General features: G+C 51.1%; 22 protein-coding genes. 8 read left to right on the forward strand and 14 right to left on the reverse strand.

Going from position 1 to position 25,800, the window contains the following annotated elements; all coding sequences use genetic code 11:
* Positions 1 to 23 precede the first annotated feature (23 nt).
* Together iscR and trmJ are read right to left on the reverse strand one after the other, a co-directional pair.
* Positions 24 to 545, reverse strand: a complete 522-nt coding sequence (gene iscR, locus BGL48_RS14115; protein ID WP_069363256.1) for a Fe-S cluster assembly transcriptional regulator IscR — start codon at positions 543 to 545, stop codon at positions 24 to 26.
* Between the two features lie 122 nt (positions 546 to 667).
* Positions 668 to 1,432 (reverse strand): tRNA (cytosine(32)/uridine(32)-2'-O)-methyltransferase TrmJ, encoded by a 765-nt coding sequence (trmJ, locus tag BGL48_RS14120; RefSeq protein ID WP_069363257.1) that lies wholly within the window; start codon positions 1,430 to 1,432, stop codon positions 668 to 670.
* Between the two features lie 222 nt (positions 1,433 to 1,654).
* Between trmJ and suhB the strand changes: the two genes are divergently transcribed.
* Positions 1,655 to 2,458, forward strand: coding sequence for an inositol-1-monophosphatase (suhB, locus tag BGL48_RS14125; protein ID WP_069363258.1), 804 nt, complete (start codon positions 1,655 to 1,657; stop codon positions 2,456 to 2,458).
* Positions 2,459 to 2,613: 155 nt separating this feature from the next.
* On the opposite strand, the gene secF is transcribed toward suhB, so the two are convergent.
* The 5 genes from secF to queA form a co-directional block, all read right to left on the reverse strand.
* Positions 2,614 to 3,561, reverse strand: a complete 948-nt coding sequence (gene secF, locus BGL48_RS14130; protein ID WP_069363259.1) for a protein translocase subunit SecF — start codon at positions 3,559 to 3,561, stop codon at positions 2,614 to 2,616.
* Positions 3,562 to 3,573: 12 nt separating this feature from the next.
* On the reverse strand, positions 3,574 to 5,427 hold the full coding sequence (gene secD, locus BGL48_RS14135; protein ID WP_069363260.1) for a protein translocase subunit SecD: 1,854 nt from the start codon (positions 5,425 to 5,427) through the stop codon (positions 3,574 to 3,576).
* Positions 5,428 to 5,454: 27 nt separating this feature from the next.
* Positions 5,455 to 5,784, reverse strand: a complete 330-nt coding sequence (yajC, locus tag BGL48_RS14140; protein WP_021022912.1) for a preprotein translocase subunit YajC — start codon at positions 5,782 to 5,784, stop codon at positions 5,455 to 5,457.
* 36 nt (positions 5,785 to 5,820) lie between these two features.
* A complete protein-coding gene (gene tgt, locus BGL48_RS14145; protein WP_069363261.1) occupies positions 5,821 to 6,942 on the reverse strand; it encodes a tRNA guanosine(34) transglycosylase Tgt in 1,122 nt (373 codons plus the stop codon).
* A 112-nt stretch (positions 6,943 to 7,054) separates the two neighbouring features.
* Positions 7,055 to 8,107, reverse strand: a complete 1,053-nt coding sequence (gene queA / locus BGL48_RS14150) for a tRNA preQ1(34) S-adenosylmethionine ribosyltransferase-isomerase QueA (RefSeq protein ID WP_069363262.1) — start codon at positions 8,105 to 8,107, stop codon at positions 7,055 to 7,057.
* 215 nt (positions 8,108 to 8,322) lie between these two features.
* Here queA and BGL48_RS14155 point away from each other — a divergent pair, with 215 nt between their 5' ends.
* On the forward strand, positions 8,323 to 8,763 hold the full coding sequence (locus tag BGL48_RS14155; protein WP_069363263.1) for a CBS domain-containing protein: 441 nt from the start codon (positions 8,323 to 8,325) through the stop codon (positions 8,761 to 8,763).
* Between the two features lie 58 nt (positions 8,764 to 8,821).
* Here BGL48_RS14155 and aceA read toward each other — a convergent pair whose 3' ends face one another.
* The 3 genes from aceA to BGL48_RS14170 form a co-directional block, all read right to left on the reverse strand.
* The gene (gene aceA, locus BGL48_RS14160; protein WP_069363264.1) at positions 8,822 to 10,126 is read right to left on the reverse strand and encodes an isocitrate lyase; all 1,305 of its coding nucleotides are present in this window, start codon (positions 10,124 to 10,126) and stop codon (positions 8,822 to 8,824) included.
* 78 nt (positions 10,127 to 10,204) lie between these two features.
* Positions 10,205 to 11,812, reverse strand: a complete 1,608-nt coding sequence (gene aceB, locus BGL48_RS14165) for a malate synthase A (protein WP_069363265.1) — start codon at positions 11,810 to 11,812, stop codon at positions 10,205 to 10,207.
* Between the two features lie 503 nt (positions 11,813 to 12,315).
* Positions 12,316 to 13,230: a hydrogen peroxide-inducible genes activator gene (locus BGL48_RS14170; RefSeq protein WP_069363266.1), complete on the reverse strand. Its 915-nt coding sequence runs from the start codon at positions 13,228 to 13,230 to the stop codon at positions 12,316 to 12,318.
* Positions 13,231 to 13,373: 143 nt separating this feature from the next.
* On the opposite strand from BGL48_RS14170, the gene BGL48_RS14175 reads away from it, so the two are divergent.
* From BGL48_RS14175 to ppk2, 3 genes are all read left to right on the forward strand, one after another.
* Complete coding sequence (locus tag BGL48_RS14175; RefSeq protein WP_069363267.1) at positions 13,374 to 13,976, forward strand: peroxiredoxin C; 603 nt, start codon at positions 13,374 to 13,376, stop codon at positions 13,974 to 13,976.
* Positions 13,977 to 14,177: 201 nt separating this feature from the next.
* On the forward strand, positions 14,178 to 14,918 hold the full coding sequence (locus tag BGL48_RS14180) for a copper homeostasis protein CutC (RefSeq protein WP_069363268.1): 741 nt from the start codon (positions 14,178 to 14,180) through the stop codon (positions 14,916 to 14,918).
* A gap of 150 nt (positions 14,919 to 15,068) precedes the next feature.
* Positions 15,069 to 15,881, forward strand: coding sequence for a polyphosphate kinase 2 (ppk2, locus tag BGL48_RS14185; RefSeq protein WP_069363269.1), 813 nt, complete (start codon positions 15,069 to 15,071; stop codon positions 15,879 to 15,881).
* Positions 15,882 to 15,884: 3 nt separating this feature from the next.
* Here ppk2 and phoU read toward each other — a convergent pair whose 3' ends face one another.
* Genes phoU through BGL48_RS14205 form a run of 4 tightly spaced genes read right to left on the reverse strand, consistent with a single transcriptional unit; the run spans position 15,885 to position 21,332 of the window.
* Entirely contained in the window at positions 15,885 to 16,592 is a 708-nt protein-coding gene (gene phoU, locus BGL48_RS14190; protein ID WP_046075027.1) for a phosphate signaling complex protein PhoU, read from the reverse strand.
* Positions 16,593 to 16,602: 10 nt separating this feature from the next.
* Positions 16,603 to 17,421, reverse strand: coding sequence for a phosphate ABC transporter ATP-binding protein PstB (gene pstB / locus BGL48_RS14195; RefSeq protein WP_069363270.1), 819 nt, complete (start codon positions 17,419 to 17,421; stop codon positions 16,603 to 16,605).
* A gap of 18 nt (positions 17,422 to 17,439) precedes the next feature.
* On the reverse strand, positions 17,440 to 19,086 hold the full coding sequence (gene pstA / locus BGL48_RS14200) for a phosphate ABC transporter permease PstA (RefSeq protein WP_069363288.1): 1,647 nt from the start codon (positions 19,084 to 19,086) through the stop codon (positions 17,440 to 17,442).
* Positions 19,087 to 19,103: 17 nt separating this feature from the next.
* Positions 19,104 to 21,332: an ABC transporter permease subunit gene (locus BGL48_RS14205; protein ID WP_069363271.1), complete on the reverse strand. Its 2,229-nt coding sequence runs from the start codon at positions 21,330 to 21,332 to the stop codon at positions 19,104 to 19,106.
* A gap of 300 nt (positions 21,333 to 21,632) precedes the next feature.
* On the opposite strand from BGL48_RS14205, the gene BGL48_RS14210 reads away from it, so the two are divergent.
* From BGL48_RS14210 to ppx, 3 genes are read left to right on the forward strand one after another with little or no spacing between them, the layout of a single operon-like run.
* Positions 21,633 to 22,142: a glycine cleavage system protein R gene (locus BGL48_RS14210; RefSeq protein WP_069363272.1), complete on the forward strand. Its 510-nt coding sequence runs from the start codon at positions 21,633 to 21,635 to the stop codon at positions 22,140 to 22,142.
* A gap of 21 nt (positions 22,143 to 22,163) precedes the next feature.
* Positions 22,164 to 24,278, forward strand: a complete 2,115-nt coding sequence (ppk1, locus tag BGL48_RS14215) for a polyphosphate kinase 1 (RefSeq protein ID WP_069363273.1) — start codon at positions 22,164 to 22,166, stop codon at positions 24,276 to 24,278.
* Positions 24,253 to 25,764, forward strand: coding sequence for an exopolyphosphatase (gene ppx / locus BGL48_RS14220; RefSeq protein WP_069363274.1), 1,512 nt, complete (start codon positions 24,253 to 24,255; stop codon positions 25,762 to 25,764). The genes ppk1 and ppx overlap by 26 nt, the downstream gene beginning before the upstream one ends.
* The last annotated feature ends 36 nt before the right edge of the window (positions 25,765 to 25,800 follow it).

Below are 25,800 nucleotides of genomic sequence, written 5' to 3' on the forward strand. Positions count from 1 at the left end.
TCCAATTACACCGACATTGGTCATCAGGAGCGAACGTTCACGCCTATGGTGGCGCTATCTTGTTTGACCTTCGAGCTAAATGTATTTCTGGGCGCCAATGAGGCATCCAGTTTAGCGTCCTGACGATCTGCTACTTGCTTCACTTCATTATCATGCATCAGCTCACCGAGCGTGATGTCGTTTAAAAAGCCGCTAATTCGGGCACTCAAGTCGTGCCACAGAGTATGTGTTAAACAACGGGTGCCGCCTTGGCAATCCGCTTTACCTTGGCACTTGGTCGCATCGACAGATTCGTCAACGGCGGCAATGACCGCACCCACGGCAATGTCATTTGCCGCAATACCGAGGCGATATCCGCCGCCGGGACCACGGACACTCGTCACTAACCCCGACTTGCGGAGCCGTGAAAAAAGTTGCTCAAGATAAGACAAGGAAATGCCTTGACGCTCAGAGATGTCCGCCAGTGGTACAGGACCCTGCTCGGCATGAAGCGCCACATCGAGCATGGCGGTAACCGCATAACGGCCTTTCGAAGTCAATCTCATAACACGCTACCTGTGGTGAATAGATGCTCTGATAGTTACATACCTGAGTAATTTGGTCAAGTATTTACCTGAGTATTTTTGTCAGGTTTTCACCCTAAGTTACGCATGCTCGGTTGAAAGGATCACTGAGCGCGATGATTATCGGTATTTTGCTCGCTCGATGCCGCTTGTCGGGTCACTTTTTCGATAGATGACAGCACACCCCGTAAAATATTTAACTCTTGGCTCTCTAGTCGCGCGCGGTTAAAGAGCCGACGTAACTTGGTCATTACCATCCCGGGATGCTGAGTACGAATAAATCCGGTCTTGGTCAGTACGGTTTCCAGGTGCTGATAAAACCGTGCAAGCTCTTCATTTAACGGGTAGGTTTGTTCAAGCGTGGGGCCTTGATAGGCTTGGCTGTCTAACCAAGCGACGCGCATTTCATAGCACAGGGTTTGTACCGCCATCGCGAGGTTTAGCGAGCTGTAATCGGGGTTGGACGGAATCGACACATGATAATGGCAGGTCTGCAGCTCTTCATTGGTCAAGCCTGTCCGCTCGCGACCAAAGACAATCGCCACCGGGTGAGTACTGGCTTCTTCCACGGCCTTTTTACCGCATTCGCGCGCATCCAGCATCGGCCACTCAAGTGTCCGGCTTCTGGCACTGGTTCCCACCACAAGACCACAGTCTGCTACTGCCTCTTCTAAGGTCCCGACCACCCGCGCATTGTTGGCGATATCACTGGCACCAGCTGCTAACGCAATGGCTTGGCCATCCACGTCACAGTCAGGCGCGACGAGGGTCATATTGCTAAGCCCCATGACTTTCATTGCCCTCGCGGCTGAGCCAATATTTCCGGAATGGGAGGTTCCCACCAATACGACGCGGATTTGATCTAGCATGATGTTGTTTTCGTCTCTTACGCTGTGCACCCTTGGTGGGGCGAGCAGGTGTCTGTCAGATCTGCGCAGTTTATCACAGTGCAATCGATAATACTTCTCAGCTAAGCGTGTCGCGTCGCTTCACGGACATGGCCGCGGTCAAAAAATACCCACTTTCCTTTTGCTCTGGCTCTGTTATACTCCGCCCCGCTTTCGTTCTTTAACATCCGTTGGGAAAACCGTATGCATCCGATGCTAAACATCGCCGTCCGTGCTGCACGGAAGGCTGGCGATTTTATCGCTAAATCTGCAGAAAACAGAGACAACATCGAAACCGCACAAAAAGGCAGTAATGACTTTGTCACTAATGTCGACAAAGCGGCAGAACAAATCATCATCGACATCATCAAAAAGTCCTACCCGGACCACACCATCGTTGGCGAAGAGTCAGGCGTGGCTGAAGGGAAAGATAGCGACTATCAATGGATCATCGACCCACTGGATGGCACCACCAACTTCGTTAACGACTTTCCCCATTTCAGCGTGTCTATCGCGGTGCGTATTAAAGGCCGCACTGAGATCGGCTGCGTTTACGATCCTATCCGTAATGAGCTATTCACCGCACAACGTGGTGCAGGCGCGCAACTCAACAACAAGCGTATTCGTACCGGCAGCGCCAAAGAGCTTGACGGCACCGTCTTAGCCACGGGCTTCCCTTTCAAAGCCAAGCAGCACGCAGAAGGCTTTATGGCGGTTGTGAGCGCGTTGTTTGTCGACTGTGCTGACTTCCGTCGCACCGGCTCTGCCGCGCTCGATCTTTGCTATGTCGCCGCAGGCCGTGTTGATGGATTTTTTGAACTTGGTCTTAAACCGTGGGATATCGCGGCGGGTGAATTGATTGCCCGCGAAGCGGGCGCGATTTGTACCGACTTTAACGGCGGAACCGACTACATGCGTAGCGGTAACCTAGTCAGCGGCGCGCCACGTGTGGTAAAAGGCATGCTGGCCAAAGTACGCGAAAACGCCCCTGAGTCGATGAAAAAGTAATGATCCCCTCTGGGAATAAAAAGCGACGCTCGATGAGCGTCGCTTTTTTTATGCATTCAAATCACCGACTGCCTCTTTGAGACACGCCCCCTGTTGAGCGCTTCACGCCGATAATAGCAACATCGCCCCACCATCATGCGGGCAGGGCGAGCGTATTAAGGCATCGCGTCGAATTCTTGCCCTTCTTTTTCCACTTCTGGCACCAAGAGGTGCTCGCGTGCAATTCCCAACTTCAATGCCAGTGCGGACGCCACATAGATTGAAGAGTAGGTACCCACGGTGATACCAATCAGCAAGGCCATCGCAAAGCCGTGGATCATGGTTCCACCCAAGGTGAACAGGGCAATCACCACAAATAATGTGGTGCCCGAGGTGATGGTGGTTCGGCTTAGCGTCTGAGAGACAGACGCATTGATGATTTCATCTGACTCGCCTTTACGCAGCTTACGGAAGTTTTCACGAATACGGTCGAACACCACGATGGTATCGTTCAACGAGTACCCCACCACCGTCAGCAACGCAGCGACAATGGTCAAATCCACTTCGACTTGGAATAAGGAGAAAATCCCCAAGGTAATGATCACATCGTGCGCCAGTGCCATCACCGCGCCCGCGGCCAAACGCCACTCGAAACGGAACGACACGTAGATCAGGATACAAACCAGTGCGATGATGATCGCCAACCCACCCGCTTCGGTCAGCTCGTCACCCACGTTCGGGCCGACAAACTCGATGCGGCGCATTTCTACCTGGTCACCCGTACCTGCTTTGATGGCATTGAGCACCTCGTTACCGAGGTTCTCACCTTCCATGTCATCACGCGGACGCAGGCGCACCATCACATCAGTGGCACTACCGAAGTTTTGTACCACGGCATCATCGAAACCGTCAGCCGCCAGTGACTCACGAATCTGCGGTAAGTCAGCGGGCTGTTCAAAGCCCACTTCTATCAAGGTACCGCCGGTAAAGTCGAGCCCCCAGTTTAACCACTTAGTGGATAGGGTCACCACAGACGCGGCAATCATGGCGATGGACAACACGAAGGCCAATTTAGACCAACGCATAAAGTTGATCGACATGTCCGGTTTAAATATTTGAAACATGCTTGGACTCCCTTAAATCGACAGTTTCTTGACGCGCTTACCACCGTACACCAGGTTAACCAGTGCACGCGTACCAATGATGGCGGTAAACATCGAGGTCAAAATACCGATCGACAGTGTCACCGCGAAGCCTTTTATCGCGCCCGTTCCTACAGCAAACAAGATGATTGCGGTGATCAGCGTGGTGATATTGGCATCGGCGATGGTACTAAACGCGTTAGAATAGCCACGGTCGATTGCATGTTGAGGATTACGGCCTTCGTGAATTTCTTCACGAATACGTTCAAAAATCAGCACGTTGGCGTCGACCGCCATCCCCACGGTCAAGACGATACCGGCAATACCAGGCAATGTCATGGTCGCCCCTGGGATCAGAGACATAATACCGATGATCAATATGATATTGGCGAGCAAGGCACAGTTGGCAAAAAGACCAAAGCGACGATAGTAAATCAAGGTGAAGATCATCACCGCCACCAAGCCCCAGATACAGGCTTGCACACCCATGTTGATATTTTGCTGACCCATTGATGGACCAATGGTGCGCTCTTCAACAATCGAGATAGGCGCAATCAAGGCCCCCGCACGCAGCAGTAGCGCCAAGTTGTGAGCTTCAGCGGCAGAGTCGATACCGGTAATACGGAAGTTACGTCCTAAAGCGGACTGGATCGTGGCTTGGTTAATCACTTCTTCGTGTTTTTCCAAGATCACTTTGCCGTCTTCATCACGCTCGCCGCTGTCTTTGTATTCAGCGAATACCGTCGCCATCAGCTCACCAATATTGCGCTTACTGAAGTCGGCCATTTTGTCACCGCCCTCGCTGTCGAGCGAGATATTAACTTGAGGACGGCTGTATTCGTCGCGTGACGAGCTGGCGTCAGTAATGTGTGAGCCGGTCAAAATGACGCGCTTTTTCAGCACGGCGGGACGGCCATCACGGGTACGCATCAGCTCGCTGCCTGGCGGTACACGACCCGCCATGGCGGCAGATAGGTCAGCGTCTTGATCCACTTCGCGGAATTCCAAGGTCGCGGTCGCGCCAAGGATTTCTTTTGCTCGCGCTGTATCCTGCACGCCAGGAAGCTCAACCACAATACGGCTTGCACCTTGGCGTTGAACCAAAGGCTCGGCCACACCCAGCTCATTAACACGATTTCGCAGAATGGTAATGTTTTGCGCCACCGCGTAATTGCGAATCTCTTTGAGTCGCTCTTCTTTGTATACCGCGGCTAATCGCCCTTCATCTTCGTCGACAGAAAAGTTCATGTCGAGGTAGTTGTTCGAGAGCAGCTCTAGGGCTTTATTGGTGTCTTCGGCATTACGCAGATTTACCACGACGCGGGTATTATCTTCTACACGCAAGCCACGATAACGAATACGTGCTTCACGTAAGTCGGTGCGGAAGCTATCTTCTTGTTGGGTGATCAGCTTTTCTAATGCTGCATCCATGTCCACTTCCATCAGGAAGTGCACGCCGCCACGTAGGTCGAGGCCAAGCTTCATCGGGGTGGCCCCCAGCGTATCCAGCCACGATGGCGTTGCAGGCGCTAAGTTTAAGGCGACCACATAATCATCACTGTCGAAACGCGACATCAAGGCATCACGGGCGCCGATTTGTGCTTCCGTGTCTTTAAAGCGGGCTAAGACGGTACCGTCTTCGAGCGCAATGGATTGGTAGGAAAGGTCGTTCGATTCGAGGGTCTGTTTGATGGAGTCCAACGCAGTCATATCTACCGAGGCGCCACGCGCCCCGGAAATTTGTACTGCTGGATCTTCACCGTATAAATTGGGAAGTGCATACACGATGCCAATAACCAGTGTTATTAGCACCATGATGTACTTCCACAAAGGATAACGGTTTAGCACAGCATGCATCCTTTATGGTTGCGAGAATTAGAGAGACTGGATAGTACCTTTCGGCAGTACTGCCGTCACGAAGTCTTTTTTGATGGTTACTTCGTTATTATCGTTGAGCGCAATCACAATAAAATCATTGTCTTCAGCGATTTGAGTAATCTTACCCACTAGACCACCCCCAGTTAGCACTTCGTCCCCTTTGCTCATAGATGCCATCAGGTTTTTGTGCTCTTTGACACGCTTAGATTGCGGGCGGTAGATCATAAAGTAAAAAATCACCGCAAAGAGACCAAGCATGATAAAAAGCTGCATTCCGCCACCTTGTGGTCCGGCTTCAGCGGCTGCGTGAGCTTGTGAGATAAACATTCAATCACGTCCTCGTTCTAGTTGTTGAATTCGAAATTAATCGAGCGGCGGCACTTCCTTGCCACGACGCGCGTAGAAATCCGCTACAAAGGCATCTAATCTACCTTCGTCAATCGCGTTACGCAAACCTTCCATTACACGCTGATAATAGCGCAAGTTGTGGATAGTATTGAGTCGCGCGCCTAGGATCTCATTACAGCGGTCTAAATGGTAGAGGTAAGCACGGCTGTAGTGGCGGCAAGTGTAACAGTCACACTCAGGATCCAAAGGCGAGGTATCACTTTTATGTTTCGCATTACGGATCTTGATCACACCGCCAGTAATAAACAAGTGGCCATTACGTGCATTTCGTGTCGGCATCACGCAATCAAACATGTCGACGCCGCGACGAACACCTTCGACCAAATCTTCAGGTTTTCCTACGCCCATCAGATAGCGGGGCTTATCTTCTGGCAGCTGCGGGCAAGTGTGCTCCAAGATGCGGTGCATGTCTTCTTTGGGTTCCCCGACCGCGAGTCCGCCGACGGCATACCCATCAAAACCGATCTCGGTAAGGCCTTCTACCGACACATCACGCAAGTCCTCGTAGACACCGCCTTGTACAATCCCAAACAAGGCATTTTTGTTACCTAGTTTGTCGAAATGATTGCGGCTACGTTTTGCCCAGCGCAATGACATTTCCATCGACTTTTTCGCTTCGGCGTGTGTCGCAGGATACGGCGTACACTCATCAAAAATCATCACGATATCTGAACCCAAGTCATATTGGATTTCCATCGATTTTTCCGCGTCCATAAAGATGCGATCACCGTTCACTGGGTTGCGAAAGTGCACCCCTTCTTCGGTGATTTTGCGGATATCGCCCAAACTGAACACTTGGAAACCGCCTGAGTCGGTCAAAATAGGGCCGTGCCACTGCATAAAGTCATGCAAATCCCCGTGCAGTCGCATAATTTCCTGACCAGGGCGTAGCCATAGATGGAAAGTGTTCCCTAATAGGATCTCCGCCCCCGTCCCTTTCACTTCTTCAGGCGTCATCCCTTTAACGGTGCCATAGGTGCCTACCGGCATAAAAGCCGGGGTTTCTACCGTGCCGCGTTCAAAAATTAAGCGGCCACGGCGAGCGCGTCCGTCGGTTTTTTTCAGTTCGTATTCCACGAATCCTCCTCAGTGCCAGAGAAACAGTCTGGCGTGTGTCTTATGCAAACAGGTTTACCCTGCCGCAAGCATAGCGCACACAGGCATGAGAGCCCGTGTCCTCATTCTGTCGTCAGTTGTGCTGACGGGTAATAAACATGGCATCGCCATAGCTGAAAAAGCGATAGCGCTCTTCAACCGCGGCACGATAAGCCGCCATGGTGTGTTGGTAACCAGCAAAGGCACTGACCAACATAATCAATGTGGATTCCGGTAGGTGGAAATTGGTCACTAACACGTCAACCAGTTGCCACTGGTAACCCGGATAGATGAAAATCTGCGTATCATTAAAAAACGGGGACAGTGGCTCACCTTTTTGCTTGGCCGCTTGCGCGGCACTTTCCAGTGAACGCACCGAGGTGGTTCCCACCGCAATCACCCGCTTACCTTGTGCTCGCGTTTGATTGACCGCATCGACCACCTCTTGCGGCACTTCAGCATACTCAGCATGCATGGTGTGCTCTTCAATGTTGTCGACCCGAACCGGCTGGAATGTGCCCGCACCGACATGCAGGGTAACAAAGGCGATATTAACGCCTTTTTCTTTAAGCGCTGCCATGACGGCATCATCAAAGTGTAGCCCCGCGGTGGGCGCTGCCACCGCTCCTGGCTTCTCGCCATACACCGTCTGATAGCGCTCTTTATCACTGTCCTCATCAGGGCGGTCGATGTATGGCGGCAACGGCATATGGCCGATGTCGTTAAGCGTATCTACCACGCCTTTATCGCTGTTTAGCTGGATTTCGAACAGAGCATCATGGCGTGCCACCATCTGAGCCGCGACTTGCCCCTCATCGCCGAGGAAAAGCTCAGCCCCGGGTTTCGGAGCTTTAGAGGCACGCACATGAGCAAGGAAGCGCTGCTCGTCGAGCACACGCTCCACCAGCACCTCAATTTTTCCGCCTGAGGCTTTGCGCCCATACACACGCGCCGGGATCACGCGCGTATTGTTGAACACCATCAGGTCACCCGGCTCAACCAGCTCGAGGATGTCTTTAAACTGACGATGTACCACCTCGCCGCTGGTGCCATCGAGCGAGAGCAAGCGGCTCGCGCTGCGATCCGGTTGCGGATAGCGCGCAATCAACTCATCGGGGAGTTCAAAGTGAAAATCGGATAATTGCATGACCTTTGCCTAGATAAAAAGCAGGCCGCTAGTATAGGTAGCCCACCGTGAAGATCAAGCAAGCTGTAAGCTTGATTCAGGCATGGTTTACACTGGTACCCTTGGGCCCAACGTTTGCCTTGATGCACGTCGTTATCTTGATGCATATCACGTCTAACCCAGCACAACTGCACTACAGTGAAAGTAACCCTGTGTACTGACGACAAGGAGGTGCCATGTTTGTTGTTGATGATATGATGACCCGGCATCCACATACGCTTAGCCCTGACCACACACTTGACGATGCCCACCGTTTAATGCGCGCCGAGCGCTTCCGCCATCTCCCTATTGTGGATGATGATGAGCGTTTGTTAGGACTGGTCACACAAAGAGATGTGCTATCAGCGCAAGCCTCATCACTGGGCAAGACCACCAATAGCGATCACCAGATCCATACTCCCCTATCACACTTTATCGAGCGGCAACTGGTCACGGTCGATCCTGGCGCATCCTTACGAGCGGCAGCGCTTACCATGTTAGAGCGTAAAATAGGCTGTTTGCCGGTAGTGAAACACCAACGTTTAGTTGGGATCATCACCGACAGTGATTTTGTCGCCATCGCGTCGACACTGCTGGAGATCCAAGAAGAAAGTGAACCGGTTGAAGAAGGCGAGTAAATTAAAAAAGGGAGTGCGAAACTCCCTTTTTATGAGGTTGATAACGGGTATCGCCTGACTAGAACTGATCTTCTTCCGTCGAGCCCGTCAATGCCGTCACCGATGACTGGCCACCTTGGATAATATTGGTCATTTGATCAAAATACCCGGTGCCCACCTCTTGTTGGTGTGCGACAAAGGTATAGCCATGCTCAGCGGCAGCGAACTCGGGGCGCTGAACCTTTTCAACATAGTGACGCATGCCCTCACCTTGCGCATAAGCATGCGCCAAGTCGAACATGTTGTACCACATGTTATGAATACCCGCTAAGGTAATAAACTGGTACTTGTAGCCCATGTCTGACAGCTCTTGCTGGAAGCGTGCGATCGTCTCTGCATCCAGGTTTTTCTCCCAATTGAAAGACGGTGAACAGTTATAAGCCAGAAGCTGGTCTGGGTACTGAGCATGAATAGCTTCAGCAAACTGTCGTGCTTCTTCCAAGTCCGGTTTCGCGGTCTCGCACCAAATCAAATCGGCATACGGCGCATAGGCTAGGCCGCGCGAAATGGCTTGCTCAATCCCAGGGCGCACGCGATAAAAGCCTTCGGCTGTGCGCTCACCAACGATGAAGTCCTTGTCGTATGGGTCGCAATCTGAGGTCAATAGATCCGCGGCGTTGGCATCAGTACGCGCAATCACCAGCGTATCGGTGCCCGCCACATCCGCGGCTAAGCGCGCCGCCACCAATTTTTGTACCGCCTCTTGGGTTGGCACCAATACTTTTCCGCCCATGTGGCCACATTTTTTCACTGACGCGAGCTGGTCTTCAAAGTGCACGCCTGCCGCGCCAGCCTCAATCATGTTGCGCATCAGCTCGTAGGCGTTAAGCACGCCACCAAAGCCTGCTTCGGCATCGGCCACAATCGGCAAGAAGTAATCCGTGCCCTCCTCTGGCGAACTGCCTTTTGACCACTGAATTTGGTCGGCGCGGCGAAAGGCATTGTTAATGCGCTTAACGACAGCGGGAACAGAGTCGACCGGATACAGTGATTGGTCTGGATACATGCTTGAGGCGGTATTGTTGTCCGCCGCCACCTGCCAACCGGATAGATAAACCGCCTCAATACCCGCTTTGGCTTGCTGTACCGCTTGACCGCCTGTCAACGCGCCCAAGCAGTTCACGTAGCCTTTTTTCGCACTGCCGTTGACCAAATCCCATAGCTTGGCAGCACCACGCTTGGCGATCGTATTCTCCGGCACAAACGAGCCACGCATGTTGACCACTTCTTCAGCCGTATAGGGGCGCTTAACCTGTTTCCAACGCGGGTTTTCCGCCCAATCCTTTTCCAGTTCAGCGATTTGTTGTTGGCGAGTCAAAGTCATGTTCCATTCCTCTTTGTTAGTAGGGCTTTACCAGCCCCTTACTGTCATTCCATGTTTGTTATTGTGCTTCCATGCCCATTACGGCAGGTATTCATAACCTGGCAAGGTTAAGAAGTTAACCAGCTCATCACTGGTCGTGAGCTCAGCCATCAAGGTGGCGGCCTGCTGGTATTGGCCTTGCGCAAAGCGCGCTGCCCCCAGCTCTTTTTCCAGCACCGTCATTTCCTCACCAAGGTACTGTGTGAATAGTTCCTTGGTCACCACCTTGCCATTGCTCAGTGGTTTCTGATGTTTAATCCATTGCCAAATCGACGCACGTGAGATTTCAGCTGTAGCCGCATCTTCCATCAGGCCATAGATAGGCACACAGCCGTTACCCGATATCCACGCTTCAATGTACTGCACCGCGACACGGATATTATGTCTCATACCGGCCTCAGTGCGTTCACCCTCGCAAGGCGCTAGCAAATCAGCTGCAGTGATCTCAGCGTCTTGCTCGCGGGTGACCGCTAGCTGATTTGGCTTATCGCCAAGGGCGCGGTCAAAAATCGCTTTAGCCGTGTCTGCCAGGCCTGGGTGCGCAATCCAGGTGCCATCGTGACCGTTATCAGCTTCTAAGGTTTTATCCTTTTCAATTTTGTCCAGTACCTGCTGATTTTCAGCCGGGTCTTTGCTAGGAATAAAGGCAGCCATACCGCCCATCGCCAACGCACCACGCTTATGGCAGGTTTTGACCAGCAGACGCGAGTAAGCGTTAAGGAAAGGCTTATCCATGGTCACCACTTGGCGATCAGGCAACACACGATCCGGGTGATTGCGCAGCGTTTTGATATAGCTAAAGATATAGTCCCAGCGGCCGCAGTTAAGGGCGACGATATGGTCACGGAGGTGATACAGGATCTCATCCATCTCAAACACGGCAGGCAGGGTTTCAATCAGCACAGTTGCCTTAATGGTGCCACGGCTCAGACCAAACTCGTCTTCGGCAAAGGAAAACACCTCGCTCCACCAGGCTGCTTCCTGATAAGCCTGTAACTTAGGTAGGTAGAAATAAGGCCCCGATCCCGTCTCGAGTAAACGACGGTAGTTATGGAAAAAGTACAGAGCGAAGTCGAACAAAGCCCCGGGAATCGGCTTACCTTGCCACATCACGTGTTTTTCGGTCAGGTGCAAGCCGCGCACACGGCAGATAAGACGCGCAGGGTTGTCATTCAGCTGGTAGCGCTTGCCAGTTTCTGGGTGCTGATAACTGATGGTGCCATTGACGGCATCGCGCAAATTACGCTGGCCTTCTACCACTTGTGGCCATGCTGGCGAAAAGGAGTCTTCAAAATCCGCCATGAAAACTTTCACGTTGGCGTTAAGTGCATTGATCACCATTTTTCGCTCTACTGGTCCGGTAATTTCTAGCCGCCGATCTTGTAAATCCTTGGGAATGCCACGGATGGTCCAGTCGCTTTGGCGAATCGATTGCGTCTCCGGTAGAAAGTCGGGCAGCGCTCCCGCATCAATGCGTTGTTGACGTGCTTCACGCGCTGCTAAAAGCGTAGGGATACGCGCCGCATACCGCTCAGCGAGGCTGGCTAAAAAGCACAATGCATCCTCGGTTAAGATTTCTGCCTGCTCTTCGGTGACTGTCTCGTTAATCACCAACGATTCGCGTAAGGTTGAGCGCGCTTCCGTCATATCGCCTCCCTGGCTTATCATTTGTAATCCAATCACAACACTCTTTTCACTACACGCTCTTGGGCTCTCGTGCAGCGCTTGAGTTGTTACGTTGGCTCACATTCGCGTAAAAATCAACCAAAGGTCAAAACAAAACGGTGAGACCAAGACAAAAAATCACATATAAACAACCATTTAAAAAATTAGAGCATAAGCTCGAATGTGCTTTTTTATGCCTATCAGCAGAATGATATAACACTGCTACTGGGATCATAATTTTGTCACCACCTTGTAATCATTTACGTAAATAAATTACAGATCGCGCACTTCACCTTCTCGTGAAAAAGTAAAAAACAAAAATAATTTCAATCTCTTAGGAAAAAAAGCAAAAAGCCGCTCCCCTAGATGCTGCTTTTTTCGTGATAATAATCCAACGGCTTCAGCGTCGTTTTGGCAAGGTTAAAATAGATGATAATGCTGATATAAAGTAGATAAACCAGTGTAAATCACTCATTTTGGTCTCTTTATTCCTTAGCTATTGGGGAAAGTAGCTCTGCGACCAGATCAGCGAGCTGGTTGAACGTATCAATCCGACTCGAAGAAGGACGCCAGACCACTCCGATATCACGGTAGGCCGCTTCCCCCGGCGGCGTTTCTAAATGCACGTCGAGGTTATCAATCAAGCCATGATCAATTGCCATTTGCGGTATAAAGGTCACACCATTGCCGTTGGCCACCATTTGCACCAAGGTGTGTAAGCTGGTCGCCATGAAAGGATTAATCTTCTGCGAGGCCGTCATTTGACAGGCAGACACCGCGTGGTCGGTGAGGCAGTGTTCTCGTTCAAGCAAGAAGACAGACTCATCGGGGAGGGCGTCATAATCAATCGGTAACTCAAGCTGCGCAGCTTGCTTTTGGCTCATCACCATTTTAAATGGATCCCGCCCCACCACGCGGCGAGTCATGGTGCCAATATCCATGGGTAAAGCCAGGATAAGGATATCCATTTCGCCGTGTTTTAGCGCGGTGAGTAAGTTCGCCGTCGTATCCTCGCGCAATAGCAAATCTAGATTGGGATAATGTTGATTGACCTGCTGAACCACATCACACAACAAGAAAGGCGCAATGGTGGGGATGCAACCCAGCCGGACTTTGCCGTGCATAGGGTCTGATTTAACTTGCGTTAGCTCCATCAAATCCTGGCTGCGTGCTAGAATTTCTCGGCTACGGCGCACCACCTCTTCGCCCATGCCTGTGAGTACCAAGGTTTTATTGTCACGCTCAATGAGCTGAGCACCAATCAGATCCTCGAGGTTTTGGATCCCCGCGCTCAATGTAGACTGGCTGACAAAACACAATTTGGCCGCTTCGCCAAAATGCCGTGTTTCGGAAAGGGTAACCAAATAGTGTAGCTGCTTTAAAGACGGATATTTGTTCATACAGTCATATTTTAAACAATCGTATTTTTCGATTATTACAATCTATTAATTCCACTTTTTTCAATCTAACAAGTTCGCTATAGTTTGTCTCGCTTATATAGGAACCTGATTATCAGGAAAACATTTAAACTAGGAGCTGAGATATGGTACTCGTAGGTCGTCAAGCACCAGATTTTACTGCCGCTGCCGTACTAGGCAATGGCGAAATCGTTGATAACTTCAACCTGAAAGAGTTCACCAAAGGCAAAAAAGCGGTTGTCTTTTTCTACCCACTCGACTTCACTTTCGTGTGCCCATCAGAGCTGATCGCATTCGATAAGCGCCTGAGCGACTTCCAAGCTAAAGGCGTTGAGGTTATCGGTGTGTCTATCGACTCTCAGTTCTCACACAACGCGTGGCGTAAAACGGCTGTCGAAGACGGCGGTATCGGCGCAGTGAAATATCCACTGGTTGCTGACGTTAAGCACGAAATCTGTAAAGCATACGACGTTGAGCACCCAGAAGCTGGCGTTGCCTTCCGTGGTTCTTTCCTTATCGACGAGGAAGGCGTTGTTCGTCACCAAGTTGTTAACGACCTACCACTAGGCCGTAACATCGACGAAATGCTACGCATGGTTGACGCACTGAACTTCCACGAGAAAAACGGTGAAGTTTGCCCTGCACAGTGGGAAGAAGGTAAAGCGGGTATGGCAGAATCTCCTGAAGGTGTTGCTGCATACCTGTCTGAGCACACTGACGACCTGTAATAAGGTCAAGTGCCCCGCACTGGATAATGTGAGACAATAATGAGGCCCGGCAAACCGGGCCCTTTTTGTATCTGCTCGCCTCACCGTATCGGCTGATTCTCTCCCAACAAACCCTTTCCAACTAACACTAGGCGTTTTCCCCTCACCCTGTCACAATAGTTTTAGCTATGCTGACACGGTGCGTTTCGTCAAAGGGGTGGTATGTCTGTCTTGGTTGAAGTTTGTATTGATAGTATCCGTTCATTATCGCTGGCCGAACACGCTGGCGCAGATCGGATTGAACTGTGTAGCGCACTGCGCCTCGGTGGCTTAACCCCGAGTGATGGCTATATGCAACAAGCCGCTCAAAAAGCACGAATCCCTATTTATGCGATTATCCGGCCGCGAGAAGGCGACTTCGTCTATGCCAGTGAAGAAATAGAAGTGATGCTGCAGGATATTGCCAACGCCCGCCAAGCCGGGTGTGCAGGCGTGGTGATCGGCGCACTCGCACCAAACGGTCAGCTCGACCTACCGGCGATAGACGCCATGCTTGCCCAAGCAAAGGGAATGGGCGTGACTTTCCACCGCGCATTCGATCATTGCCAAGACCCTCACGCGGCGCTCGAAGCAATCCTTGCCCGCCCAGCGATTGAACGGATTCTCACCTCTGGGCAAGCGGCGAACGCTTTACAAGGCAAAGAGGCACTCAAACAGTGGGTAGACGCCACACGCCATACCTCATTGACCATCATGCCAGGCGCAGGTGTAACCCCTGATAATGCACAAGCGTTGCTCGCCTACACTGGCGTACGTGAAATCCACTTATCGGCACGTACCGAGCAAGTAAGCGTCATGCAATCAAACTCACATGCATCAATGGGCGATGGGGATGATGCCCGTTATCCGATCACCGATCCGGCAAGCGTTCGTCTGGTCAAAGCCATTGCCAATCGTTTTTAAACCTCGGTGTAATGTCGTGACCAAACAACATGGCAATGTGACCCGCTCTAGTCTTTTGAAGTGATATACGCTTTCGCTGCGTGAATCCATTGCATCCGAAAAGTGAGTTTTCTACCGTAACCCCATCGCTGTGGTAAAAGGAGATCGGCTTTGTCGGATAAAAAAACACAAAAAATCAGCAAAAAACACTACGAAAAAAAGCTAGCCGAATTACAAACTGAGTTGGTCAAGCTGCAAGAGTGGGTCAAGCAGGAGCAGTTGAAAGTGGTGGTCATTTTTGAAGGGCGCGATGCCGCCGGTAAAGGCGGCGTGATTAAACGGATCACCGAAAAGCTCAACCCGCGTGTTTGTCGCGTGGTCGCGCTAGACAAGCCCACAGAGCGCGAACGCACGCAGTGGTATTTTCAACGTTACATTGAGCACCTGCCCGCCGGTGGTGAAATTGTCTTGTTTGACCGTAGTTGGTATAACCGCGCCGGCGTCGAGCGAGTGATGGGCTTTTGCAGCGATGAAGAATATGAAGAGTTCCTTCGTACTTGCCCTGAGCTCGAGCGAATGTTGATCCGTTCAGGGATCATCTTAATTAAATACTGGTTCTCGGTATCAGACGAAGAGCAAGAAAAGCGCTTCGCAGAGCGGATTAACACCCCAATAAAACGTTGGAAATTCAGCCCAATGGATCTCGAGTCTCGTAGTCGTTGGGTGCAATACAGTGAAGCCAAAGACCGCATGTTTGCCTACACCGACACCAAAGAAAGCCCTTGGTGGGTGGTAGAGGCCGATAACAAAAAACACGCTCGGCTCAATTGTATCGCCCACTTACTCTCACAAATTCCTTACCAAGAAATTGACTACCCCGCAGTAACCCTGCCGGAAATCAATAAGGAAGGTTACGTGCGTATGCCTTTGCATGACCAGAGCTTTGTCCCAGACGCCGTCAGTGACTGGTTAAATGACAAGTAGCGATTATTTGAGGAGCTTTTCCAGCTCCTCTTTTTGAATGTGGCGAACGTCTTTGCCTTTGACAAAATAGATGATGTATTCACAAATGTTCTGACAGCGATCGCCCACTCGCTCAATGGCTCGGGCCGACCACATCACTTTCAGCACATTGGGAATCGAGCGTGGATCTTCCATCATGTAGGTCATCAGCTGACGCAAAATCCCCTCGTATTCACGGTCTAACGAGTCATCTTTGCGATAGACCTTCATGGCCGCATCAATGTCCATACGCGCAAAGGCGTCTAACACATCGTGCAGCATTTTAGCGGCGCGCTGACCCAAGGCTTCGAGTGATACCAAAAACGGTTGCTGAGAGTAGCTTGAGTTATCCAATGCCATTTTAGCGATACTGTCAGCAACATCACCAATGCGCTCAAGATCCGTGATGGTCTTGATGATTGCCATCACCAGTCGCAAATCGCTCGCGGTGGGCTGACGTTTAGCAATGATACGTGTACATGCCTCGTCGATCGCCACTTCCATGCCGTTCACTTTGTGATCTTCACGAATAACATGGCGGGCAAGCTCCACATCTTGATTATGCATGGCACGTAGTGCATCGGTTAGCTGACGCTCAACCAAGCCGCCCATTGCCAGCACGTGGGTGCGAATGGCTTCAAGCTCTGCGTTAAACTGACCAGAAATATGACGGCTAATATTGTGGTTATCCAAGGCCTGCTCCTTATCCGTAGCGCCCGGTGATGTAATCTTCGGTTTGTTTGTTTTGTGGGGTGGTAAACAAGGTATCGGTATCCGCGTATTCCACCAAGCGCCCCATATTAATAAACGCCGTTTGATCCGAAACCCGCGCCGCTTGCTGCATATTATGGGTGACAATCACCACCGTATACTGATTTTTTAAGTCATTAATCAGTTCTTCAATGGTTAAGGTTGAGATGGGATCCAACGCCGACGATGGCTCATCAAGCAATAGCACCTCAGGCTCAATCGCGATCGCCCGTGCAATCACTAACCGTTGTTGTTGCCCACTGGACAACCCAAACGCATTGTCATTGAGGCGATCTTTCACCTCATCCCACAATGCCGCGCCACGTAGCGAGCGCTCTACCGCATCATCCAGTGTTCTAGGATCATTGATCCCCTGCAAGCGTAATCCAAAGATCACGTTTTCATAGACAGATTTGGGGAACGGGTTTGGGCGTTGAAACACCATCCCTACTTGGCGACGTAATGCTGGCACATCCACATCACGGTGATAGATATTTTGTCCGTGCAGGGTAATTCCGCCTCGAACACGGCAGCCATCCACCAAATCATTCATCCGATTAATGCACCGTAGTAATGTCGATTTACCACACCCAGACGGCCCGATAAATGCGGTGACCTTCCCTTTCGGGATCCGCATACTGATATCAAATAGCGCTTGGGTCGATCCGTAGTAAAGATTGAGATCCCGAATGGCTAACGCGGTTTGCTCGTCAGGCAAATTCCCCAAATCTAAGCTAGGCGTTAAGCCTATGGGTGGCGTTATCGAAAACATCGAGCGGGATCCTTATCGTTATAATTCCAATGCGCGATATTTTTCACGCAAGTAATGACGAATACCAATCGCGGACAAGTTGAGCGCCACGATCACTGACACAAGCAAAAATGACGTGGCGTATACCAAAGGCCGCGCTGTTTCGATGTGCGCGCTTTGAAAGCCGACATCATAAATATGGTAGCCCAGATGCATGAACTTCCGCTCTAAGTGCAAAAACGGGAAGTTACCATCCACTGGCAAAGAAGGAGCGACCTTAACCACTCCCACCAACATTAAGGGCGCCACTTCTCCGGCTGCACGAGCGACCGCTAAAATCAACCCTGTCATCATCGCAGGACTGGCCATCGGTAGAACCACCCGCCAGAGCATTTCTGATTGGGTGGCGCCAAGGGCAAAGGCACCATGGCGGACACTGGTCGGAATTCGGGCGAGCCCCTCTTCTGTGGACACTATCACCACAGGTAAAGTGAGGATCGCCAATGTCAGTGCCGACCAGAGAATGCCTGGCGTACCAAAGACAGGGGCAGGCTGAGCCGCTTGATAAAACAGATCATCAATGGTGCCACCGATAAAGTAGACAAAAAAGCCTAGCCCGAACACCCCGTAAACAATTGACGGTACCCCGGCGAGGTTAACCACGGCAATGCGAATAATACGCGTAAATGCCGTTTTCGGCGCGTACTCGTGAAGGTATACCGCGGCAAGCACCCCTAACGGGGTGACAATCACTGACATCAACAGCACCAAGAAAACGGTGCCAAAAATCGCGGGAAAAACGCCCCCCGCGGCATTACTGTCTCGTGGTGGTTCCGATAAGAAGGCCGCGACCTGGTATCCCCAAAATTCAAGCTTCTCAACCGCACTCATGGCGTTGGGATACCAAACATTAATCACATTTTGCAGTGGCAACGCAACAGCATCACCGTGGCTATCTTCAACAACCAGCGCGCCTGTTTGTTGTTTTTCTCGCAACTGTTTAAGCTTTTTCTCTAGCTGATGATACTGCGATAGCAGCTGTGAACGACGCTTATCGATTCGCTTTTTGTCTGCCGTGTTTAGCTGGCTGTCTAATGAGAGGGACTTTTCCTCCAGCCGCAATTGCTCCAGCCGATAGTTAACACCCGCTAAGTGTACTTGCTCGATGTCATTGATCACCGCGCGACGCGCCGCTAAATCTTCCAAGCGTTGATAAAGTTCAGACAGCACTAATGCATGTCGGTGGCCACCGGCGTCGACGTATGCTTGAGGCTTACCATAAAACATGCCATTTTCACTTCGCTCGATCATCGCCATTTCAACTGGCGTGTGCTGGCTTTTGATCTGAAACGCAAGTAGCTGACGAAAATCAATGCCCGCTTGTTCTCGATTACCGGTTTTAACCACCAAGCGTTGGTAGCTAGGCTGGCGATAGGCTGGCAATGCAACACCGGCATCTTCAAGCTGCGTCGCATCAACCTGGTCGGTTCGGTAAATTTGTCCGACCACGGTTTCTACCCCCTGCTCACTCTTCACTTCAAAGCTGGTGACTGGTGTCGGCCAGAAGTAGCCTAAGCCTCGATAACCGAGCAATAACAGCACTCCGAGAATCGCGATCAGACTGACACTGACCATTCCGGCCGTCATCCAAACCCAGGGAGTGCCAGATTTTATCCATGGACGCATGCGCATTCTCGTCTCGGTTAAAGGTTGCTGTACTTGTCACGCAAACGCTGACGGATCAGCTCTGCCAATGTGTTAAAGACAAACGTGAAGACAAAAAGAATAAAAGCGGTTAAAAACAGCACCCGATAATGGGAGCTACCCACTTCAGACTCCGGCATTTCTACCGCGATATTGGCCGATAAGGTACGTAATCCTTCGAGCAAATTCCAATCCATGATCGGCGTATTGCCAGTAGCCATCAGCACGATCATGGTTTCACCCACCGCGCGCCCAAAACCCATCATCACAGCAGAAAAAATACCTGGGCTCGCGGTAAGCAACACCACCCGGATCAAGGTTTGCCAATGTGTTGCCCCTAAGGCCAAAGCACCGTTTTTAAGGTGTGGAGGCACCGAAAAAATCGCATCTTCGGCCATCGAGAAAATGGTTGGGACCACCGCAAAGCCCATCGCGATACCCACGACCAACGCATTGCGCTGGTCATAGCCGATGCCAAGCTCATGTGTGATAAATTGGCGTGCATCCCCCCCTAACCACAGCTGCTCTACCCATGGCCCCAGATACGCGGCGAATACGCCCACCAGCAATAAGGCCGGAATGATGACCACAATTTGTGCGTTATCAGGTAAGCGGCGTCGCACATACCTTGGTATCATGCGCCACACCCCGCTTAGCCCGAGCAAAACAATAGGGATAAGCAAGAGCAGCAAGAAGACGCTAGCAATGTGCGATTCAACCCAAGGTGCCAGCCACAAGCCGGCCAAAAAGCCGATAATGACAGTGGGTAACGCTTCAATTGTTTCCACCGTCGGCTTCACCCAACGCCGTAAGCCAGATGACATAAAGTAAGCCGTGTATATGGCTGCCCCAATCGCCATCGGCACTGCGAAAATTAAAGAAACCAAGGCGACTTTTAAGGTTCCAAAGATCACCGGAACCACGCTCAGTTTTGCTTCAAAGCTGTCATCCGCAGAGGTCGATTGCCACACATATTGGGGAGACGGATACCCTTCATACCACACTTTCTGCCATAGCGAGTGAATACTCACTTCTGGGTGAGGGTTGTCAACAGTCAACCATTGCCATTGACTGTCAACCACAGCAATCAGCCCGTTTGCGCGAGGCGTAAACGCCAAAGCATCAGGCAGCGCGGTAAACTGAGCATCGAAATGGCGCACCTTTTTACTGGTGGCATGCACCAGGCTGAGTCGTCCGGTTTCATCCACCGTCGCCATGCTTTTGCGGTGACGCTCTGGTGCAAGACGCGCCACGCCCTCTCCCGGCGAAAACGCGCGTACTTCGGTTAACGACGGCTCGCCATTTTTCACCACATCGAACCATTGTGTCACTGTGCCGTCTTGGTGCTGAAGGAGCAAAGAGCGCCCCCCGGCTAGCATCGCCATTTTCGTGACCGGACTGGTGACGACATTGTCGAGATTGACCGTTTCGCGCAAGGCTAGATCGTTTCCCTTTAAGCGCCAAATCGCTAAGCGCTTTTGTTGATGGACAAACAAGCGCTGTCCGTCTCCTGATAACGCAATATGGTCAACGGCTTGTGAAAGGGGCACCGTGCTTTTTTGCGTACCCCGATAGACGACCAGGCGGTTATCCTGGGTAACGGCAGCCAGCACTGGCGGGATGGTTTGACCATGTAAACTATCCGGCACCGCCACGGTAAGCTGGTTAAGCGGCTGCGCTCTCGCGTCCACTATCAACTCACGACCAAAGGCCGGCATAGTGGACAATTGAGGGACCACTGAAGCGTCAGCTTGATATTGTGTACGAAAGCGTAATTGCCAAACAGCCACGCGCCCTGGTGTCTTTTCTACCGCCAAAAACGGCGTAGATGCTTCGACGCGGCTTATCGCAGGCTTATCCATGCTGGATAACGGCTGCTGTAATACCGTTTGCGCGCGTGGCACGGCGCTGGCTGCGGGCGTCCCAGACCGTGACGGGCGCTTGACAACGGTTAACACCCCTCGATCATCCAAGCCATACGCCAACTGATTGCGCGTATCGGCGCCAATGTATTGAGGCACGCCGGGAGTGGCTACGCTAAAACGCTCACTCAAGCTGACACTCGCTTGGTGAAAAAGCGGTACCACCACTGTGAGTAAGTAGAAGAAAAGAAGCAGCAGGGTCACTAATACCATCACGCCACCAAGACGTACCGTTTGGCGAGTCAGTTTATCTTTAAACCGCCGCGCCGGTCGGGTATCCGTTAATGATGGTGAAGAGTGGGTCATTCGTGCCTCTTTTTATTGAGCAAGCCCTGCATTGTATGTCATTACAATGACAATTTTGTGACAGCGGTATCCTGTCATAGCCCGTAAGGATCAACGCGTTGCGGCGCTTTCCTTTAGTGTATCGCGCGCGGTCATTCACGCCTAGTGACTTGGTTGCCACGCAATAAATATGCAACAAACGGGCTTTAGGCTTGCCCAAGTTGATATTGGGCACACTTTCGTGAGTTTAGCCTCTCGCAGCATAGACAACACCTTGACTGACCTCAATAATTGTCTGAACAATCGCCGTAAGGATCACGCATGAAACACTTTGTTATCACCTTAGTCGGCCCAGATCGCGCAGGCCTGGTTGATCAGATATCACACACAGTGTTCAGCCATCATGGCAACTGGCAAGCCAGTCGGCTCAGTCAGCTAGCAGGGCAATTTGCCGGTATCATTCACATTTCGGTATCAGACACGTACGCTGATGCCTTGGTTCATTCGTTACGCGCGCTCGATGGCTTGCAGCTGCTGATCGCCGATGCGACACCCGCTTCGCCGTCTCCGATCACCCATACCTTGTCGGTGACAGGCAACGACAGACGTGGCATCGTTCAAACGCTCAGCCAACTGCTCGCCGCTCATGGCGTCACCATCAACAAACTCAACACACAAACGCAAAGTGCCGCCAATACGGGCGGGCAAATTTTCACCGCAGATTTTTATTTAACTGTCCCACCAACGGCGGACATTAACGTATTGCATGAAGCCCTTGAAACGCTGTCAGACGACTTGATTGTCGATTTTGACAGCAATTTTATTCAGTAGAACAGGATTTTCTTACGCGTTATGACTTTAGACTCTTATCATGTCGACAAAGAACTTAGCTGGCTTTCTTTTAATGAACGTGTCTTGCAAGAAGCTGCAGACAAAAGCGTCCCGATTATTGAGCGAGTCCGGTTTTTAGGCATTTTTTCGTCCAACCTTGACGAATTTTATCAAGTACGGTTTGCCGACGTGAAACGGCGCATCATCATTGATGAGGAGCGGGGAGTAGAAAGTCATGCCAAAGAGTTGTTGAGCAAGATTCAAGCGAAAGTCGTCAAGCTGAACCAAGACTTTGATCATCTTTACAATGATATCTTGCTAGAAATGGCCCGCCGCCACATTTTTTTAGTCAACGAACGTCAACTCTCTGATCATCAAGCCCAGTGGCTAAGGCGTTATTTTAGAAGCAATATTTTGCCTTACATCACGCCAATCATGCTTAACAAAGACGTCGATGTTTTAAGCTTTTTGAAAGACGCCTATTCTTACCTCGCCGTTCAGCTGAAAAAAGAAGGGGAAGAGCCCAAGTATGCGCTGATAGAGATCCCCACTGATGAGCTAGAACGCTTTGTTAAAGTCCCTGAGCCAAAAGGAAAACGGCAGCGTAAAACCATCATTTTACTCGATAACATCATTCGTTTGTGTTTAGACCAAATTTTTAGTGGCTTTTTCGACTATGACACGGTCGAAGCGTACGCGATGAAAATGACCCGTGACGCAGAATACGATCTGACCAATGAAGTGGAGCACAGCCTGCTTGAGAATATGTCAGAAAGCTTGGACCAGCGTTTAACCGCCCTGCCCGTTCGGTTTGTTTATCAACGCGATATGCCGCCAGAAATGGTGAGCAAGTTGATTCAGGTATTAAAAATCTCCGACTACGACAGTGTCTTACCGGGTGCGCGTTATCACAACTTTCGCGATTTTATCGGCTTTCCGAATGTGGGGCGTAAATACTTGGAAAACCCGCCTCTGCCCCCATTCGAGTCAGCAGATTTTCAACTACAAAACAACGCATTTGAGGCCGTTCGCCAACGCGATATTCTCCTTTATTATCCCTACCATACCTTCCGGCATATGACCGAGCTGGTGCGCCAGGCCTCCTTTGACCCTAAGGTGCGCAGTATTCGTATCAATGTGTACCGCGTAGCGAAAAACTCCCGCATCATTAACTCAATGATTGATGCCGCCAACAATGGCAAGCGTGTCACCGTGGTCGTTGAACTCCAGGCGCGCTTTGACGAAGAGGCTAACATCGAGTGGTCACGGGTGCTCACGGATGCTGGTGTAAAAGTAGTGTTTGGCACCCCTGGGCTCAAAATTCACTCGAAACTGTGTTTGATTTCTCGTCGTGAAGACGGGGTGCTGCGCGATTATGGTCACATTGGCACAGGCAACTTTCATGAGAAAACAGCGCGTATTTATACCGATTTTGCCTTATTTACCGCGGATCAACAGCTGACATCAGAAATTCGTAAAGTCTTTGATTTTATTGAAAATCCCTACCGTCCTGTTAAGTTCAATCACTTAATTGTCTCGCCACGTAACTCGCGGCGGCGTATGTATAAATTGATTGAACGTGAAATTGAACATGCACAGGCCAAGCGTAAGGCTGGTATTACCCTCAAGGTCAACAACCTGGTCGACAAAGGCTTGGTGAACCTGCTTTACAAAGCGAGCAATGAAGGGGTGAAAATCCGCATTATTGTGCGCGGCATGTGCTCGCTGGTGCCAGGGGTTAAAGGAGTCAGTCAAAATATCAAAGCGATCAGTATTGTCGACCGCTTCTTAGAGCACCCCCGCGTGTTTGCCTTTGAAAACGGCGGCGAACGTGATATGTATATTTCGTCTGCCGATTGGATGACCCGCAACATCGATAACCGCATTGAGGTTGGGGCACCCATTCGCGATCCCAGACTGAAAGATCGCATCATGGCGATCTTAGAAATTCAATTTTCCGATCGCGCGAAAGCCCGCGTCATCGATAAAGCCATGTCTAACGCCTACGTAAAACGCGGTAACAAAAAGAAGATCCGCTCGCAAACCGAGATCTATGATTACCTTAAACACGTGGAGCGCCAAGAACTCAAAAACGCGGAAAAGTTGCAACATGACACACCCCCAGTCAAAAAATAAGCCTCGCGAAATCGCAGCGGTTGATCTCGGCTCTAACAGTTTTCATATGGTCGTCGCGCGCGTCGTTGGTGAAGGACTGCAGATAGTGAGTCGTCATAAACAACGTGTGCGACTGGCCGCCGGGCTGGATGATCAACATCGCCTCAGTGATGAGGCGATCCGCCGTGGTGTCGAGTGCTTAGCCATGTTTGCTGAGCGGTTGAACGGCCTCGACATGGAAAATGTCCGTATCGCCGCGACCCACACCTTGCGCCAAGCGCGCAATGTCGACACCTTCATCGAACGGGCGAGACAGGTTTTACCCTACCCGATTGAAATCATTTCTGGGGAGGAAGAGGCACGTCTTATTTATATGGGCGTCTCCCACACGCAGCAAAACGTTGGCCGAAAATTAGTGATTGATATTGGGGGCGGCAGTACAGAATTAGTGATCGGGGATAACTTTGAGCCCGCACTGGTTAACAGTAAACGGGTTGGCTGTGTCAGTTATAACGAGCGCTTTTTCCCCAAAGGCAACATTACGCCTAAGCAATTTGCCGCCGCACAGCTGGCTACCCAACAAAAGCTAGAAAGCTTAGCGTCTCAATACCGCCAAGCCAGCTGGCAAGTGGCGCTCGGTGCGTCAGGCACCATCAAAGCGATTCGTGAAGTGATTATCGGTCTCGGTGATGAAGATGGGATTATCACCCGTAAGCGGTTAGATAACCTGATCGAAAAGCTGCTGAAATTTAAAAACAGCGACAGTATCGACTTGCCCGGCTTGTCGGCTGACCGCCAACCGGTTTTCGCCGCCGGCGTCGCGATTCTTTCTGGGATATTTGATGCGCTTGCCATCGAATCGATGCGCTTCTCTGATGGTGCACTACGTGAAGGGTTGCTCTATGAAATGGAAGACCGCTTTCAGCGTACCGATATCCGTGGTCGCACGACGGATGATATGGCAGCACGCTACAACATCGACTTGAGCCACGCCCGTCGCGTGCAACATACAGCGGCGTATTTTTATGCGCAAGCCGAGCCGGATAAGGGCAGCAAAAAAGCAGAGCTCGCCGGGCTTTTGAATTGGGCTGCGCTGCTGCACGAAGTGGGGTTAAGCATTGGTTATCCTGGCTACCACAAGCATTCTGCATATATTTTGCGCAATACCAATTTACCTGGGTTTAACCAAGAGCAGCAAACCGTGCTTGCCACCCTCGCGCGCTTCCATCGTAAGGCACTAAAGCTCAACGAGATGCCTAAGTTTACCTTGTTTAAACCTAAGCTCATCGAGACGCTGATTTGCGCACTACGGTTAGCCTGTGTGTTGCATTCACAGCGTAACGACGAGGCCTTGCCAGAGATTGATCTCAGTGTCGACAAGAAAGGGGCATGGCAGCTCACCTTCCCGACAGGGTGGTTGCAAGACAACCGCTTGCTCGCGGCGGATTTGGAAGCCGAAAAGCAATACTGGCAATCCGTAAACTGGACGCTGACTTTTAGTGACTAAGCGCGCGCCAAGCGTTCGCTTGCGCAACGCCGAGTC

The sequence above is a fragment of the Salinivibrio sp. SS3 genome (genome assembly GCF_001722105.1).
Lineage (GTDB): Bacteria > Pseudomonadota > Gammaproteobacteria > Enterobacterales > Vibrionaceae > Salinivibrio > Salinivibrio kushneri.